Raw genomic sequence first — 15,789 nt, forward strand, 5'->3', positions numbered from 1 at the left:
TGTTGTTGTGAAAGGGTGAGGGTTTTTAGAGGTCAACTGTCTAACTAATTGCGCGTATTGCAATCTTGACATGATATTGTGTGAGGCCAAAGCTCGGCTTATGAGTTCTTTGTTGAAAGTTTACCTGGAAAATAAAGACAGTCTTCGTAGGTTTTTACGAAGATACTTTAGTCGTATTCAAGATATCGAAGACATCTCACAAGAAGCTTTTCTTCGAAGTTTTGTCGCCAATACAAAATCCAAAATCACAGCACCTAGGGCCTTCTTGTTTCAGACTGCCAAAAACCTTGCTTTGAACGAATTGGCTAAGAAAACTAATTCAATCACTCAGAATGTAGATGATTTTAGCAAGCTACCAATGGAGTTGGACCGCAGTCACGTTGGTGCAGATGAAGAATATGCTTCTAAGCAAAAACTAGTTGCGTTTTCTGAAGCTGTTTCAAATCTTCCCCCTCAATGCCAAAGGGTGTTTGTACTTCGGAAAATTGAGGGGCTTAGAGTTAAAGAGATTGCCGCAAAGCTGGAGATTTCAGTAAGTGCAGTAGAAAAGCACATCGCGAACGGCTTGATAAAGTGCGATGAATACCTGAGAGAAAAAGGGTATGAACCTGCGGATTTTGGTCGGTCAGATAAGAAAAAAATTATAAAAATAGATACTATACAAACGGGGAGCAAAATACAGAATTCCGAAGGAAATAATGATGGCTGATAACTCCCGTATATTGTCGTTTCCTGACAAGGATAGAATTAAACAAGAGGCAGCTACTTGGGTAGCTAAGTGTGAAACTCGTCCATTAAAACCTGAGCAGTATGATGAGTTAGGTGCTTGGTTGTCTTTGAGTCCAACCCATAAGGATGAGTTTGAAAACCTAGCAGCTTTATGGGGCCAATTAGATATACTGGATGAATTGAACTATTTTGAGGAATTGCAAGAGAAAACTCCAATTCTTTCAAGGGTTACAAGTATAACAAGATGGGAAGCTAGAAGTCTTATTGCTGCGGCGGCTGTATTGTTTTGTGTTGGTTTGCTGTTCTCCAGCAGTATTGTACTCGGTTCTGACGGTGTGACGGTTTTGGATAAAGAAATTTATTCAACGCAATTGGGCGAACAAGAAAGTGTCGTTTTAGCAGATGGAACGAGCGTAACTCTCAATACGGATAGTGAGATTGAGGTTGTTTATTCAATAGATAAGCGTGATGTATACTTAAAAAAAGGAGAAGCCCATTTTGATGTAGCCTCAGATGCATCAAAGCCCTTTTCAGTTCGGACCCATGAAGGGATTGTGCGGGCTGTTGGAACGGAGTTTTCGGTTCGTCTTGCTGCAGAAGCAGTAGAAGTTATCGTTTCTGAAGGGCGAGTGGAGTTGTTACCTAATCTCACTTTCGATGATGTTCCGACGAATAGCGCAATTACTGTTGCTAAAGAAAAATTGGAATTAGCGGCTGGAGATACTGCTCGATTTGTGAACACCCGTGCTGAGCTTTTGTTGCCGCTCTCCGAAACAGAGCTGAATCGCAAGTTGTCGTGGCGTCGTGGCCTGTTGGCTTTCGCTGGCGATCCATTGCGGGAAGTTGTGGATGAGGTGAGTAGATATACAGACGTTGAAATCGTGTTTGTTGATAGTGATTTGGAGCAGCTTCCTATCGGTGGGTATTTTAAAGCAGGTGAGGTCGAGGGGTTGCTAGAAGCCGTAGAGCAGACTTTCGATGTTGAGGTGGAACGGAAAGTTGATGGCTCTATTTATCTTTATTCTACAAAATTCACAGAATAAAATATCCATTTAAAACAAATGCATAACGGAGTTGTTTATTGGATATAGTATACAATATCCTTGTAATTTTATGAAAAAGACTACAAACTGGGGTGGGGATAACGAATATCCGACTGTCTAACAACTAGACTGCAAATAAAAGAAGCAGCGGACAAAAATGAAACCAGTTTTAGGATGGGGAAACGCCAATAGAGATCGCTCTGCTTTAGTATCAATTTTGAGCTGTGCGATTCTTTCTACTAGCAACTTGGCTTACGCTGAGGATGCAAAGTCAGCACGGCATGAGTTTGATATTGAGGCTACCAGTCTTGCAGCATCAATGGAAAACTTCGTTGCTCAGTCGGGCGTTCAATTAATTTTTCCTTATGAATTGGCGAATTTGACAGGGTTAAATCCCGTCGAAGGGCATTACACAGTCCGTGAAGCATTGGAGATTATCTTCGAGGGCACTTCTTTTTCTGCAGGTCTAACATCTAGCGGGATCGTAACGGTCTCGCGGATTAAACAAGTAGAACGGGAGGAGACCGACATGAAAGATGTTGAGTTGAAAAAACTACTTCTTGCTGGTGTTGCATCAGCGGTAATAGGAACGGGGAATGCGGCGGCGCAAGAGGTTGAGCCAGCCGAAGTCGTAGCTGAAGAGGATAAACGTTTAGATACCATCGTGGTTACAGGTATTCGTAGCTCACTGAGAAACGCAATGGATATCAAGCGTTCATCTCAGGGGGTTGTCGATGCGATCTCCGCTGAAGATATAGGTAAGTTTCCAGACACTAACCTTGCTGAATCACTTCAACGGATTACGGGTGTATCAATTGATCGTTCAAACAATGAAGGTAACCAAGTAACAGTTCGCGGTTTTGGGCCAAGCTTTAACCTGGTGACTTTGAATGGCCGTCAAATGCCTCGTTCATCTTCATTATTGTCTGATGGTATCCCAAGAAGTTTCAACTTTAGAGAATTGTCTTCAGAGCTCGTATCAGGTGTTGAAGTATATAAAACCGGCCGTGCGGATGTTGATTCAGGTGGTATTGGTTCCTCGATAAATGTAAAAACCGCTCGTCCATTTGACTATGATGGCTTTACTGCGTTCGGAAGCGTTAAAGGTATTATTGATACTAGCGTTGAAAGTGGAGATGACATTACTCCTGAAATTTCTGGTCTTGTTAGTCACACCTTTGCAAATGATAAAGTGGGTGTGTTGTTAGCGCTGTCTCATTCCGACAGAGATAGCCACAGAGATCGTGCGGGAACACAAGGTTGGGTTCGCAATCGAGGGCAGAATATAGACACTAGCAATATTGATAATGGAACTGGATCTTGGTGGGCACCATGGACCGCTGATTTAGATTCATGGAACACCGAACGTACGCGTCAAAATGGTCAACTTGTTCTTCAGTTTGCACCAACTGACCGCATTGAGGCGACAGTCGATTATACTGCCACACGTTTTGAACAAACTACTGAGATGAATCGTCAGAGCCTCTGGTTTGACTCTCCAACAGGGACGCCAGACGCAAATGGTACATTGGTAAACCCGATTGAGGTTACGGATGAACTGAATTTCTGGGCTTGGCAGTTTTATGAAAAAATAGAAAATGATTCTATCGGTTTGAACCTTGAGTGGCAGGCCACTGACACGCTGTCATTTGAGTTGGATGTCCACGATTCAACTTCCAAGTCTAATCCTGATGGTGTGACCTCTGAACGTTTGGCCAACTTGGCAAACCCAGGAAAAGTTGTTGATTATACTGCAGACTTCTCCGGCGATATTCCTGTTGTTAATGTAGATGATTCTGCATTGGCAGGTGGTGCGTATAATCCAGCTAACATTATTGCAGACTTGTTCCAGACCCGCGGTTATCAGATCGAAAACAATGTTCAGCAGGTCAAGTTGGCAGGTCAATGGGAGAATGCAGGAACTGGCGCTCTAACGGCGGTAAACTTTGGTGTTCAATCAACAAAATACCAAGTTGATACAAAACAGTTTGGTACATTTGCCTTTGTAACAGACCTTGATATTTCAGGTTTGGGGCTAACATTCAATGAAACAGGCGATGCCCTGGATGAATTTGGCAATGCATCAACACTATTCCCATTCATTCCTCAGTATTCCGCTAATGGTTTCATCAATTTGACGCAAGACCAGGACTTGTTCTTTCAAAACGCACCAAGTTTGAACGGTGTTGAGGAAAAAACTTTGGCCATGTATTTCAGCGCGGATTTCGAAACTGAATTCAACGGAATGGGTATTTCTGCAAACGCCGGTGTTCGTTTCGAGGACACTGATGTAACAGCGTATTCGGTTCAGCCTGCGATTGAGAACTTGCAATATTGGCATGAAGAAGAAATTCAGCTTGTAACCGGTGCAGATGTTGCTCAATCTTTGAGTGGTGGATACAAACGTATTTTGCCAAACTTTGATGTAAAAGCAGATATCTTAGACAACCTTGTTGGTCGATTCTCCTATAGCAGAACTATGACGCGTAGTGGTCTGGGGAACATGTTCCCATCAACGACAATTACACAACGTCGCCCAGGTGATACATTTAGGGCTAGCCAAGGTAACCCTGGATTGTTGCCTTATGAGTCTGACAATTTCGATGTATCATTGGAATACTACTATGGTGATGCGAGTTATGTGTCGGCTGGTTACTTCCAGAAATACGTGGATAACTTTATTGGTCAATCGACTGAAATTCGTACGATTGCTGATGCAGCAGGTAACCCTCTGACAGATCCAAGTGTTGATCCGGGTGTTGGGTGTCCTAGTGATGTTATTCCAACAGCGGCGTGTTTGAACCGTCCTGATCAGCCGGTTATCAATTTTGAAACCACGACAACGACAAACCAAGGTTCCGCTGAGGTTGATGGTTGGGAACTTAACGTGCAACACATGTTTGGTGCCACTGGTTTTGGTGCTATTGCCAACGTAACCATTGTAAACGCCGATGTCGCTTATGACATTCGTCAAATTGGTGGAAACCGCGCACTCACCGGATTGAGTGACTCCGCAAATGTCGTGGCATTCTATGATAAAAATGGTTTGCAAGCTCGTATTGCGTATAACTGGCGTGATGAGTTTTTGTTAAGTGGTGGAAATGAGCCAACATTTACAGAGGCTTACGGGCAAATTGATGCAAACGCCAGCTATGAAATAAATGACCATTTCACAGTGTTTGTTGAGGGATTGAACCTGACCAACGAAACTGTTCGTCGTCATGGTCGTTATTCAGAGCAGCTAATTGATGCTGAACAATACGGAGCACGTTTCAATGTTGGTGTGCGTGCCAAGTTCTAGTTAGTTAAATACTATCTATATATCGAAGGTCACCAATTAATTGGTGACCTTCATTTGTTTCTCTATGAATTCTATTGTTTAGTCTGTGGCTTGAAGGAGGGTGTAAAATGGATCCTGTGACTTCAATTGTTATTGTTGGTGGTGGTTCGGCTGGTTGGATCACTGCAGGTACGCTTGCTGCACGATTAAAAACCGAGCGAGAACGCAATTCTTATAAAGTTACTTTGGTGGAGAGCCCCAATACTCCTATAATTGGTGTGGGAGAGGGGACGTGGCCCACTATGCGTTCTACTCTACGAAAAATGGGTGTCCGCGAGACTGACTTTATCAAGGAGTGCTCAGCTTCTTTTAAGCAAGGTGCGAAGTTCGTAAATTGGCATAAGGGTGACGGTGATGCATATTATCACCCCCTTATGTTGCCCCAAGCATATTTTGAACAAAACCTTGCTCCGCATTGGCCGGATTTGGCTGGGAATTTAAGTTTTTCAGAAGCTGTGTGTCCGCAAGATTTTTTGTGTGAGCAGGGTCTTGCTCCAAAATTGATAACAACTCCCGAATACGGACATGTTGCAAACTACGCGTATCATTTGGATGCCGGAGCGTTTGCGGAATTTTTGAAAAATCATTGCGTTGAGAAATTAGGCGTAAACCATATTTTAGATGACGTAGTTGCCGTGAAATCGAAAGAAGACGGTGATATTCAGTCAGTGATATCTCAAAATGCCGGAGAAATTCTGGGTGATCTATTTATAGATTGCACTGGCTTTAGGTCACTTTTGCTGGGCGGTCATTATGATGTGCCGTTCAAGTCCTGTAAGGAAGTGTTATTCATTGATACCGCCCTGGCCGTACAACTTCCTTATGAAGACAATAATGCTCCTATCGCCTCCCATACAATTTCAACAGCTCAGAATGCAGGTTGGATTTGGGATATTGGATTGCAAAACAGACGTGGAGTTGGACATGTGTATTCAAGTGACCACTTATCCGAAGACAAGGCCGTATCTAATCTAAAGGATTATGTTGGGCAAACCCACCCAGAGGCTGCAGCAGAAGATTATCGGAAAATAGATATAAATCCCGGCCATCGAACACAGTTTTGGAAACGAAATTGCGTAGCTGTTGGAATGGCTGCAGGGTTTCTAGAACCTTTGGAAGCTTCAGCGCTGTTATTGATCGAAATATCTGCAAACATGATTGCGGAACAATTGCCTGCTAATCGTCTTGCAATGGAGGTTGTTTCTAAGAGGTTTAATGAAACTTTCCTTTATCGCTGGGAAAGAATAATCGATTTTCTGAAACTGCATTACATAGCCAGTGAACGTACGGATCATTCGTTTTGGAAAGACAATAGGAAAAAAGAAACAATTCCTGATAGTCTTTTGGAATTAATGGATTTTTGGAAATACCAACCACCCTGGCATGATGATTTTGATCGGGCGGTAGAGGTTTTCCCAGCCGCAAGTTATCAGTACGTTCTTTATGGCATGGGGTTTAAAACTGAGGTCAACCCATTGGGATATTCAGACGCTGCTCGAAATGCAGCTATGCAGGCTTTTGAAGAAAATGCGAAAATGGCAAAGGATTTGCTTCGTAAACTCCCAAGCAATAGAGAATTGCTAGATAAGATTACAACACACGGACTTCAACGCGTGTAGTTGAGATGGAAATTATTCGAGGAAACAGGCATGTCCAAATTGGAAATTCTTAACAATGAAAAGCACCGTGATGTAAAAATTATTACAGACCGAGGAAGTGCCTTTGGAGAAAACGCAAATGTGATCCCTGCTTTGGTTAATGAAATGGGAGCGTTGGTTTTAGATTTTCCGGTCTGTTTGTTAAAAGACCCAGAAAATGGAAATTTTGGACTCCACATTTTCCTCGGATTTGAGCCGGATGAAAATTTATTCCTAGATGGAAAAAACTGGAAATCATCTCACATTCCAGCACATGTACGTCGCCAGCCATTCAGAGTTGGGTTTTCCCAAGATGAAGAAGGAAAAACGCGCTCGGCTTTGATCACATTGGATGTTGAAAGTAAGCGGGTGAATAGCCAACTGGGGGAGCGTATATTTGATGAGGATGGCAACAGGACTCCTTTTCTTATGGGGATGGAGCAATTGTTAAATGATGTATTACGAGGCGAGGAGGCATCTCAGGCTTTTGTTCAGTTGCTGGTAGACAATGATTTGGTCGAACCCGTCCAGTTAAAGGCTGAGTTTGAAGAGGGACAGTCAAAGACATTTGATGGACTGTACACTGTAAATGATTCTAAATTTGCAGATTTATCAACTAAGAGACTTAATGAATTTAACAAGAACGGTGTGCTGAAGGTTTGTCATCAGATGACGACCAGTCTTGGGCATATTCGAAAAATGATTGAATGGAAGAAAAATAAAGTAAGCGGCTGATATAATTGCGTTTATTTCAATACAATTAACATTGTATACAATTGACATTTTGGCTTGCGTTTAGCATAATTACCTCAAAACAGGCGGCCTCTCTCCGTGAAGGCCGCCAAATTGTAAGTGAGTTAATATAACTCATTTTCATACGGGGAGTATGTAATGCAATCGTCTATATCTGGACTATTAAAAAGTTCGTGTGCCGCAATATGTTTAACCTTAGTTGCATGTGAGAGTTCCTATACTCAACATGAACCAGCACGCCAATCTTCCACACAACTTTTGGATTTATCGGATGCTAGCAGTGCTGGCTTGATAAGCTCTGATCGAGAAGGAGCTTTTAAGATATTAGATAGTGCGGCTTCGGGTGATGTGCTTAAGTTGAAATTATCTTCGGATGTAAACACTGATGATGTTGTTATCAAGCCGAACACTCCATGGAATTTATCAGACTTTTCCGATCATAATCTCGCATTTGACGCTGTAAATTATGCGGACATATCGACACAATTATATGTTGTCATTGAAGATTCTGAAGGCAATCAAGAGAGCCGTTCCGTCAGTTTACCAGCCCATTTTGACGGCACAGTGTTTTTTCCGATCACAGGTCCCGAAGCGCGTTTAGAGCAAGGCATGTGGGGAATATCTGATCCGTGGCCAAGTGAAGACCTTAGAATGACTTGGCGCTCAAAGAACAAAGACAAAGTATCCGCTGATGAGATTGCTTTGATAAACTTTAGATCAGTTGGATTGATTGAAGATCGAGAAGTGGATGTTTCAAACATACGCATTAGAAAAAATCCTGATCGAAAAGGCGATTGGTTGGTTGGGCTTGTTGATGAGTTTGGTCAAGACGCCAAACGTGATTTTCCATTGAAAATATCTTCGAGTGAACAATTAAAATCTATAGCAGACAAAGAGTTAGCTAAACTTGCGGAGCCTCCGGAATTTGATGATCGTTCAAAATTTGGTGGATATAAAAATGGCCCTAAGTTGGAAGCAACAGGTTTTTTTAGAACTCAAAAGGTAGATGGTAAATGGTGGATGGTTGATCCAGAGGGATATCTGTTTTTCTCTCATGGACCAGCAAATGTTCGCATGGCGAACATGACTACCCCGACAGGAATAGATTTTAGAGACGATTCAGTTAGATACGTAGATCCAAATGAGGTAACGCCAGAAGATTCTATGGGCATTATCAATGTGTCTGACGAGGTTCGAGCTACGCGTTATGTGACTTCAGAAATGCGCCATAAAATGTTCGAGTGGCTGCCAGATTATGATGATGAATTAGCTGAACACTATTCATACCGTAGATCAACACATATTGGACCGGTAAAACACGGAGAAACATTTAGTTTTTATCGCGCAAACTTAGAACGTAGATATGGTCAATCTGAACCTGAATCTTACATTCGCAAATGGGAAGAGGTAACCCTTGATCGTATGAAACACTGGGGGTTCACTTCCTTTGGAAATTGGGTGGATCCAGCTTTTTATCCAAATGAACAAGTTCCTTATTTTGCAAATGGTTGGATTATTGGAGATTTCCAAACATTGCAGCCCGGTGTGTCAAGATGGAGCCCAATGCCGGATTTCTATGACCCATTGTTTCGTGAACGCGCAGAGGCGACAATCTCAGTTATTGCTGAAGAGGTGCAAGGCTCTCCCTGGTGTGCCGGAATATTTATAGACAATGAAAAAGCCTGGGGCGAATTAGAGGGAAGTGTAGTTGCTAAATATGGTGTCATTACTGACGCTCTTTCTAAAGATGCATCGCAAAGTTATGCCAAAGCCGCATTCACCGAGCATCTGCAAAGTAAATATTCGAGTATTGAAGAGCTAAACAAGGCGTGGGAAACGAACTATTCTGATTGGAAAGCGTTTAAACGACCACTTGAGTTCGCATCTTATTCCGATCAACACGTGGCCGACCTATCTCAAATGTTAGAAATGTTAGGCGAGCAGTACTTTACAGTTGTGCATGAGACGCTTGAGAAACATTTGCCAAATCATCTTTACATGGGCGCACGTATGGCGAATTGGGGGATGCCTCCTGAGATCATTAAGGCGTCTGTAAAATATTCTGATGCGTTGAGCTTCAACATTTACGAAGAGGGTGTGCAAGAAAACAATTGGGCATTTCTAAAAGATGTCGATCTACCGACGGTTATTGGCGAATTTCATATGGGAACAATCGCTGATTCCGGACTTTTCAGCCCTGGTATTGTAAGTGCTTATGATCAGGCAGATCGTGCAAGAATGTATAAGAAATACATGGAAACTGTGTTGAACCATCCGAACATGGTTGGGGCACATTGGTTCCAATATATCGATGAGCCTTTGACTGGCCGTTCTTACGATGGTGAAAATGCCAATATTGGGTTGGTCAACGTTGCCGATATTCCATATCCTGAGTTAATCGATGCGGCAAAAGAAGTGAACGCCACTATTTATTCCGGTCGATACGGAAAGTAGGTTGTTTGCGTGGATTAGCGGTAAACATCATGTCTTTTATACGCAAATATGCAGTCGTTCTAATCTTGATGATCTTCGTCGTCAGTAGTGTTGCTTATCTCTTTTCGAAAGGGAAGAGTGAGCAACGCACGCTGCGTTGGGCGCATGTGTATGAGGTTAACACGCCATACCACAAACAGGCTTTGCAAGCTGCTAGGGCATTTGAAGAAAAAACAAATGGTCGGTACCGAATACTCGTTTTTCCTGCATCTACTTTGGGAAAAGAAGCTGGGTTGAATGAGGCTATTCAGCTTGGTGCTGTGGATATGATCTACACAGGTGCCACGTTGGCTTCGGCGGATTATCCGCCTCTAGTGATTTCAGATTATCCATATACGATTGAAAGCTACCAGCACTGGAAAGCCTATCGAAACAGCGAGTTGTTTGATGAGCTTGTTGAAGGATATAAAGCAGAAACCGGAAACACAATAATTGCGCCAGTCTATTACGGTTTTCGTCATGTCACTTCAAATAAACCAATTCTTTCCCCTGAGGATATGGTTGGATTAAAAATACGTGTCCCAAACTCACCAGCTTTTTTACTTATGCCCAAAGCTGTTGGAGCAAACCCGTCACCAATGCCTTTTTCAGAAGTGTATCTTGGATTGCAGCAAGGGGTTGTAGACGCACAAGAAAACCCACTACCAACCATAAAATTTAAACGTTTTTACGAAGTGCAGACCAACATTAATTTGACGAGCCATATGTCCAATACTTTGCTGGTTATGGTTTCTAAAGCAACGCGCTCTCGACTTTCACCTGATGATTATGAACTGCTTACTCAAGAGCTGCGTTTGGCCGCTGAACGCGCTTCTGATGCGATTTTTAATCAAGAAGAAGAGCTGAAAGGGTGGTTTGAAGAACAGGGGCTGACGATAAACAATACTGATCGAGAAGCTTTTCAGCGTTTGGTTTTTGAAAAAATGAACGAAACGGACAAACCGTTCTCTGATGAACAATTGAAGCGATTAAAGGCGCTCGTGCCACATGATTGAAGGTCGCAAAGAAAACACTGAAATTATGAGATGGTTTGATTGGCCTGCAGTGGTTATTCTATTCGCCATTATTGGAGTGGTCCTGCTACAATTTTTTACGCGTTATTTTCTGAATGATAGTCTGACGTGGACGGAAGAAATCTCTCGATATTTGCTGATTTGTCTTGTGTTCACGGGAGCTGTTTCTGCCATGAACCGTGGAGAGTTGATCTTTCTAGAAGTTATTTTCCGCTATGCGCCCTTAAGCAATGCAAAGCCAATGGCAATCATTGGAGAAGCTTGCTGTATTGTGTTTTATGGCTTGTTTGCAGTTGGAACTTTTTTACTTTCTAGCTCAGTCTCACAATCTCTAATTTCCATAGAGATTCCAAAAGTATATTTTTATATTTTGGTTGGCGTGTGTCTCATTGTATTGCTTTTCGGAAGTATCCGGAGACTTTTAGGGTTGCTACAACTCTCCTCTGAAGAAATTTTTGCAATATATTCCCCAGACAACAAAGGGGGGATAGTCCAGTGATAGAACTCCTTGTTGTCGTGATATTGTTGTTCGCTCTGATTGTAATGGGAATTCCGGTCCATGTCGCACTTGGGCTAAGTTCTTTAGCATATTTTTTAGCTGATGGTCTTCCCTTAGCACCTGCAGTTCACACTATGATTGAAGGTGTGAATGGATTTACTCTCATCGCTATTCCCCTGTTTATTTTTGCTGGTCATTTGATGAATGCGGCAAGTGTAACAGATAGAATTTTCAATTTTGCGCGAGCACTTGTAGGGGCAGCCCCAGGCGGCTTGGCGCAGGTGAATGTTGCGTCTAGCGTCGTTTTTGCTGGCATGTCAGGCGCTGCTGTGGCCGATGCAGGAGGACTTGGAGCTGTCGAGATCAAAGCAATGGAGAAGGCTGGATATGAAAAGGGATTTTCAGTCGGCGTTACAGCGGCTTCGTCAACTATAGGGCCCATCATTCCACCTTCATTGCCGTTGATCATCTATGGTGTAATGGCTGAAGTTTCTATCGGTGATTTGTTTGTAGCTGGGATCATACCAGGTCTACTAATGGCACTGTCATTAAGTATAATGGTGTTCTGGATGTCAGTGTCTCGTGAATATCCCACAGACACTAAATTGAGCCTGTCCAACATTATCGAAACAGGAAAACAAGCATTTCTGTCCTTATTGTCACCATTGATAATTGTTGGTGGTATAGTTTCAGGAATTTTTACACCGACCGAAGCGGCAATAGCGGCGGTGGCTTATGTGTCTATTCTAGGGTTGGCGATATATCGGTCATTGTCGATTGATGATCTGCTCAAAGCAGCGGTCGATACCGTCACAACAACAGCGGCAGTTCTTTTGATAGTCGCATCAGCGTCTTTGTTCGCTTGGGTATTATCAGCTAATCAAATAGCTGACCAAATGTCAGCTGGATTGCTCAATATCACGCAGAACAAACTGCTTATTCTTTTTATTGTGATGGGGATTGTGTTCTTGGTTGGTTTCTTCCTTGAAACGATTGCCGCGATCACAATACTTGTGCCGTTACTTCTACCGGTTTCCATCGCAGTAGGAGTTGATCCAATACAATTGGGAATCCTGTTGGTTCTAAATTTAATGATTGGCTTACTTACACCACCGGTTGGGATGGTTTTGTTTGTCCTTTCTAAAGTGTCAGATACGCCTTTGGAAGAATGTATTCGAGCAACAATTCCATTTCTGGTGCCGTTGATATTGGTGTTGTTTGCTTTGGTCTTGTTTCCGCCACTTACACTTTGGCTCCCTTCAATTGTTTAACCGAAATTTTTCGCGGAGTTTGTTATGAAAACTATCACGGGCCTTTTGCTTTTGATTTCGTCATTATCCTTGTCAGCGTGCGCGCAAACACAGAATGATTTTGTCGTTTTCCGTGAGTTGGGGATGGATGTTCCACCTGCAAATATCGCCGTCAGCCAGGAGGGACGTGTCTTTATGAGCACCCACCAAGCTTATGGCGCTGAAAATAAAGTCGTGGAGCTTCTTCCTAATGGTGAAGTACGTAAATATCCGGATGCAAAATTTAATCCTGAACTAACTGGTGTCCTTGGAACTATCGTAGACAAACACGATATTCTCTGGATGCTGAATACGAACTGGGACTTTCCTTTAGGGCGAGTCATTGGTTGGGATATCAACAAGAATGAGCTGCATAAAGTATTCTATATTACCCGTCCGATATTTAAAGATGCTTACATCCTCAATGATATGGCTGTCGATCGAACGAATGACATGATGTACATCACAGATACTTCAGCGGGAGAAACATCTGCTTTGCTGGTTTTAGATCTGAATACAGGTGATGTGCGGCGGGTATTAGAAGGTTCGGTTTCTACAGTCGCTGAAGACAAGCAAATGGTGGTAGAAGTTAAAGTGCTACATATGCAGGGGGTAGAGGCACGTGTTGGCGTAAACCCCATCACTATCGATGTTAATGATGAGTGGGTTTACTATGCTCCCATGACGAGTGAGGTAATTTATCGGGTTAAGACAAGTGATCTAATAGATGCTTCTCTATCTAGTGTTGAATTGGATGCACGTGTTGAGAAATACGCTGATAAACCAATGGGTGATGGCATAACTATAGATGCTGCAGGGAATCTTTATGTTTCTGATCTCACCAACAATGCTATTGGCGTAATCAATACGGAAAGAGAATATTCCATTTTACATAAAGACGATAAAGTTTTGAGTTGGGTTGAAGGGTTTGCTAATGCCGGTGCCAATAGAATGTTGGCAACTGCCAATAAGCTTCATCAGTCTGCCGCTTTCAACAATGAGGAAATGAAGTCTAGTGAATTCTATATTGTTGAATTTGAATCTATGGCAGAAGCGACATTGGGTAGGTGAGGCAGGGGACCTAGCAATTGCTTTTGCTGGAGTACTAGAATAAGCACACGATCTTTGATTTGCTAACTACCCGCAAATGATACGTTTGTTTGGGGTGTCCAAGAAGGCTATCTCTCGATGTACGAACAATCATACAGATTTTCTGTTGCTCCAATGATGGATTGGACAGATAGGCATTGTCGTATGTTCCATCGTGCATTTACAAAACGTGCTCTTTTGTACTCAGAAATGGTTACAGCCGACGCATTGATCCATGGTGATTTAGAATACCTGATTGGCTTTAACCCTGAGGAGCAGCCTCTTGCGCTGCAATTGGGAGGATCTGATCCGGAGAAGTTGGCCAAGGCATCGAAAATTGGGGAAGATTTTGGGTATTCTGAGGTCAATTTAAACTGTGGTTGCCCATCAGACCGTGTTCAATCTGGTGCTTTTGGAGCCTGTTTAATGGCCCGACCTCAGCATGTCGCTGAGTGCATTTCGGCTATGAAAAATGCGGTTGACATCCCTGTTACAGTTAAATGTCGGATCGGAATCGACGATGATGAACCAAGAGAGCGGTTGTTTGAATTCGTCGAAACGGTCGCAGAAACCGGATGTCATGTTTTCATTGTTCATGCGCGTAAGGCTTGGTTAAAAGGGCTCAGTCCAAAAGAGAATAGAGACATTCCGCCCTTAGATTATGATCTCGTGGCGGATTTAAAAAAACAACATCCAGAATTGACTATTTCTCTAAACGGCGGTTTGGGGAGCCTTGAGGCCGGCGTTGAACAGCTTCCTCGATTTGACGGAATTATGCTCGGAAGAGCTGCTTATCATACGCCTGGCCTACTGGGCAGCGTAGATAGAGTGATATTTGGTGAAGACGTAGAAGATACTGATGAGTTCGAGGCTTTAATCAATTATCGGCCATACATTTTAGAGCAACTAGAAAACGGTATACATCTACACGCCATGACAAGGCACATGATGGGACTTTTCAATGGGAAACGGGGAGCCAAAAAATGGCGTCGTTTTTTATCTGAAAATGCACCTGGAGCCAAAGGTGTGGATACGATCAAAATAGTTGATGAAGCTGCTACATTTGTTCATCAGAATGATGAGTTGCCTTCAACTATTGATGGATAATAATCGCGGACTTTGAAACTTCCCATTTGGTAAGGCGTTCAAGAAAAGACATTCCAAGCAGGGATTGTTCAAGATTGTCGTCAAGGACAACCGCATCAATGTTTTTAAGCATGACGCGTCCAATTTCAAATCGATCGATAGTTATTGAAGCGCCATAAGTTGTACCAGACGCGGTTTTGATTTTGATGTCTTTTTCCATTGTATCAAAATTATAACCCAATCGTTTGGCATCCGCTGGGGTTAAAACACAAATGCTGGCCCCAGTATCAACCATGAAGTTTAATTGATATTTGTTGTTGAGTTTTGCTTTTGCCCAATAGTGGCCGTCAGTTTGTTTGCGCAATGATGCAGCCAAGTGGCCGGGGGCCTCAATTTGGAATTGGTTCATTGGTTTGGGTGAAGTGACTGCAGATTGAACTTGTTCATCACGAGAATTATCTTGGTCGACCGCCAAATGGTCCCGAACACCAATCGCAATTGCAAATGCAGCGATAAACACAAAGAGAATAGATCCAATTTTGTTACTCAATGTGTCACCTGATAAACTAGAGCGATCAATCCGACGATTCCTGCCCAAACAATTGCATATTTAATCATTTGCGTCGCGTTTGATTTTGCCGCACCATAAAATCCACCCGATACTAGAATAAGATATCCAAGAGCAGTCGCAATTCTGGTCATAGATACATCTTCACCATCACGGCTTTGGAAGTTGCCATTGGTTAAGAAGGCTATGAGTAGAAGTGTCGCTAATATCAGTGCGATCGCTGTTAGAATGCGGGTTAACATCATGATTG

At 42.8% G+C, this 15,789-nt stretch carries 13 protein-coding genes; 11 read left to right on the plus strand and 2 right to left on the minus strand.

All coding sequences use genetic code 11. The annotated features are described in order from the left end of the window. Positions 1 to 112: 112 nt before the first annotated feature. From F551_RS16420 to dusA, 11 genes are all read left to right on the plus strand, one after another. Positions 113 to 709 (plus strand): RNA polymerase sigma factor, encoded by a 597-nt coding sequence (locus F551_RS16420; protein ID WP_169334126.1) that lies wholly within the window; start codon positions 113 to 115, stop codon positions 707 to 709. Further along, positions 702 to 1,772, plus strand: a complete 1,071-nt coding sequence (locus F551_RS0107090) for a FecR family protein (protein ID WP_169334127.1) — start codon at positions 702 to 704, stop codon at positions 1,770 to 1,772. The genes F551_RS16420 and F551_RS0107090 overlap by 8 nt, the downstream gene beginning before the upstream one ends. 529 nt (positions 1,773 to 2,301) lie before the next feature. Beyond that, on the plus strand, positions 2,302 to 5,073 hold the full coding sequence (locus F551_RS0107095; RefSeq protein ID WP_026296703.1) for a TonB-dependent receptor: 2,772 nt from the start codon (positions 2,302 to 2,304) through the stop codon (positions 5,071 to 5,073). A gap of 107 nt (positions 5,074 to 5,180) precedes the next feature. Then, positions 5,181 to 6,731 carry a tryptophan halogenase family protein gene (locus F551_RS0107100; RefSeq protein ID WP_018996803.1) on the plus strand — a complete coding sequence of 517 codons (1,551 nt, stop codon included), beginning with the start codon at positions 5,181 to 5,183 and terminating at the stop codon, positions 6,729 to 6,731. Positions 6,732 to 6,761: 30 nt separating this feature from the next. Continuing rightward, the gene (locus F551_RS0107105; protein ID WP_018996804.1) at positions 6,762 to 7,484 is read left to right on the plus strand and encodes a SapC family protein; all 723 of its coding nucleotides are present in this window, start codon (positions 6,762 to 6,764) and stop codon (positions 7,482 to 7,484) included. 156 nt (positions 7,485 to 7,640) lie between these two features. Further along, positions 7,641 to 9,956 carry a beta-galactosidase gene (locus F551_RS16425; protein ID WP_018996805.1) on the plus strand — a complete coding sequence of 772 codons (2,316 nt, stop codon included), beginning with the start codon at positions 7,641 to 7,643 and terminating at the stop codon, positions 9,954 to 9,956. Between the two features lie 29 nt (positions 9,957 to 9,985). After that, entirely contained in the window at positions 9,986 to 10,990 is a 1,005-nt protein-coding gene (locus F551_RS0107115; protein WP_018996806.1) for a sialic acid TRAP transporter substrate-binding protein SiaP, read from the plus strand. Further along, positions 10,983 to 11,507, plus strand: coding sequence for a TRAP transporter small permease (locus F551_RS17125; protein WP_018996807.1), 525 nt, complete (start codon positions 10,983 to 10,985; stop codon positions 11,505 to 11,507). Before F551_RS0107115 ends, F551_RS17125 begins: the two co-directional genes overlap by 8 nt. Beyond that, on the plus strand, positions 11,507 to 12,778 hold the full coding sequence (locus tag F551_RS0107125; RefSeq protein ID WP_026296705.1) for a TRAP transporter large permease: 1,272 nt from the start codon (positions 11,507 to 11,509) through the stop codon (positions 12,776 to 12,778). The genes F551_RS17125 and F551_RS0107125 overlap by 1 nt, the downstream gene beginning before the upstream one ends. Before the next feature lie 24 nt (positions 12,779 to 12,802). Next, on the plus strand, positions 12,803 to 13,867 hold the full coding sequence (locus F551_RS16435) for an L-dopachrome tautomerase-related protein (RefSeq protein WP_018996809.1): 1,065 nt from the start codon (positions 12,803 to 12,805) through the stop codon (positions 13,865 to 13,867). Between the two features lie 117 nt (positions 13,868 to 13,984). Continuing rightward, positions 13,985 to 14,992 (plus strand): tRNA dihydrouridine(20/20a) synthase DusA, encoded by a 1,008-nt coding sequence (gene dusA / locus F551_RS16440; protein ID WP_018996810.1) that lies wholly within the window; start codon positions 13,985 to 13,987, stop codon positions 14,990 to 14,992. Here the strand turns inward: dusA and F551_RS0107140 are convergent. Beyond that, entirely contained in the window at positions 14,979 to 15,521 is a 543-nt protein-coding gene (locus F551_RS0107140; RefSeq protein ID WP_018996811.1) for a retropepsin-like aspartic protease family protein, read from the minus strand. The two genes, dusA and F551_RS0107140, sit on opposite strands and share 14 nt — an antisense overlap. Further along, the gene (locus F551_RS0107145) at positions 15,518 to 15,784 is read right to left on the minus strand and encodes a hypothetical protein (protein WP_233355221.1); all 267 of its coding nucleotides are present in this window, start codon (positions 15,782 to 15,784) and stop codon (positions 15,518 to 15,520) included. Before F551_RS0107145 ends, F551_RS0107140 begins: the two co-directional genes overlap by 4 nt. Positions 15,785 to 15,789 lie beyond the last annotated feature (5 nt).

The sequence above is a fragment of the Hirschia maritima DSM 19733 genome (assembly GCF_000378345.1).
Taxonomy (GTDB): Bacteria; Pseudomonadota; Alphaproteobacteria; order Caulobacterales; family Hyphomonadaceae; genus Hirschia; species Hirschia maritima.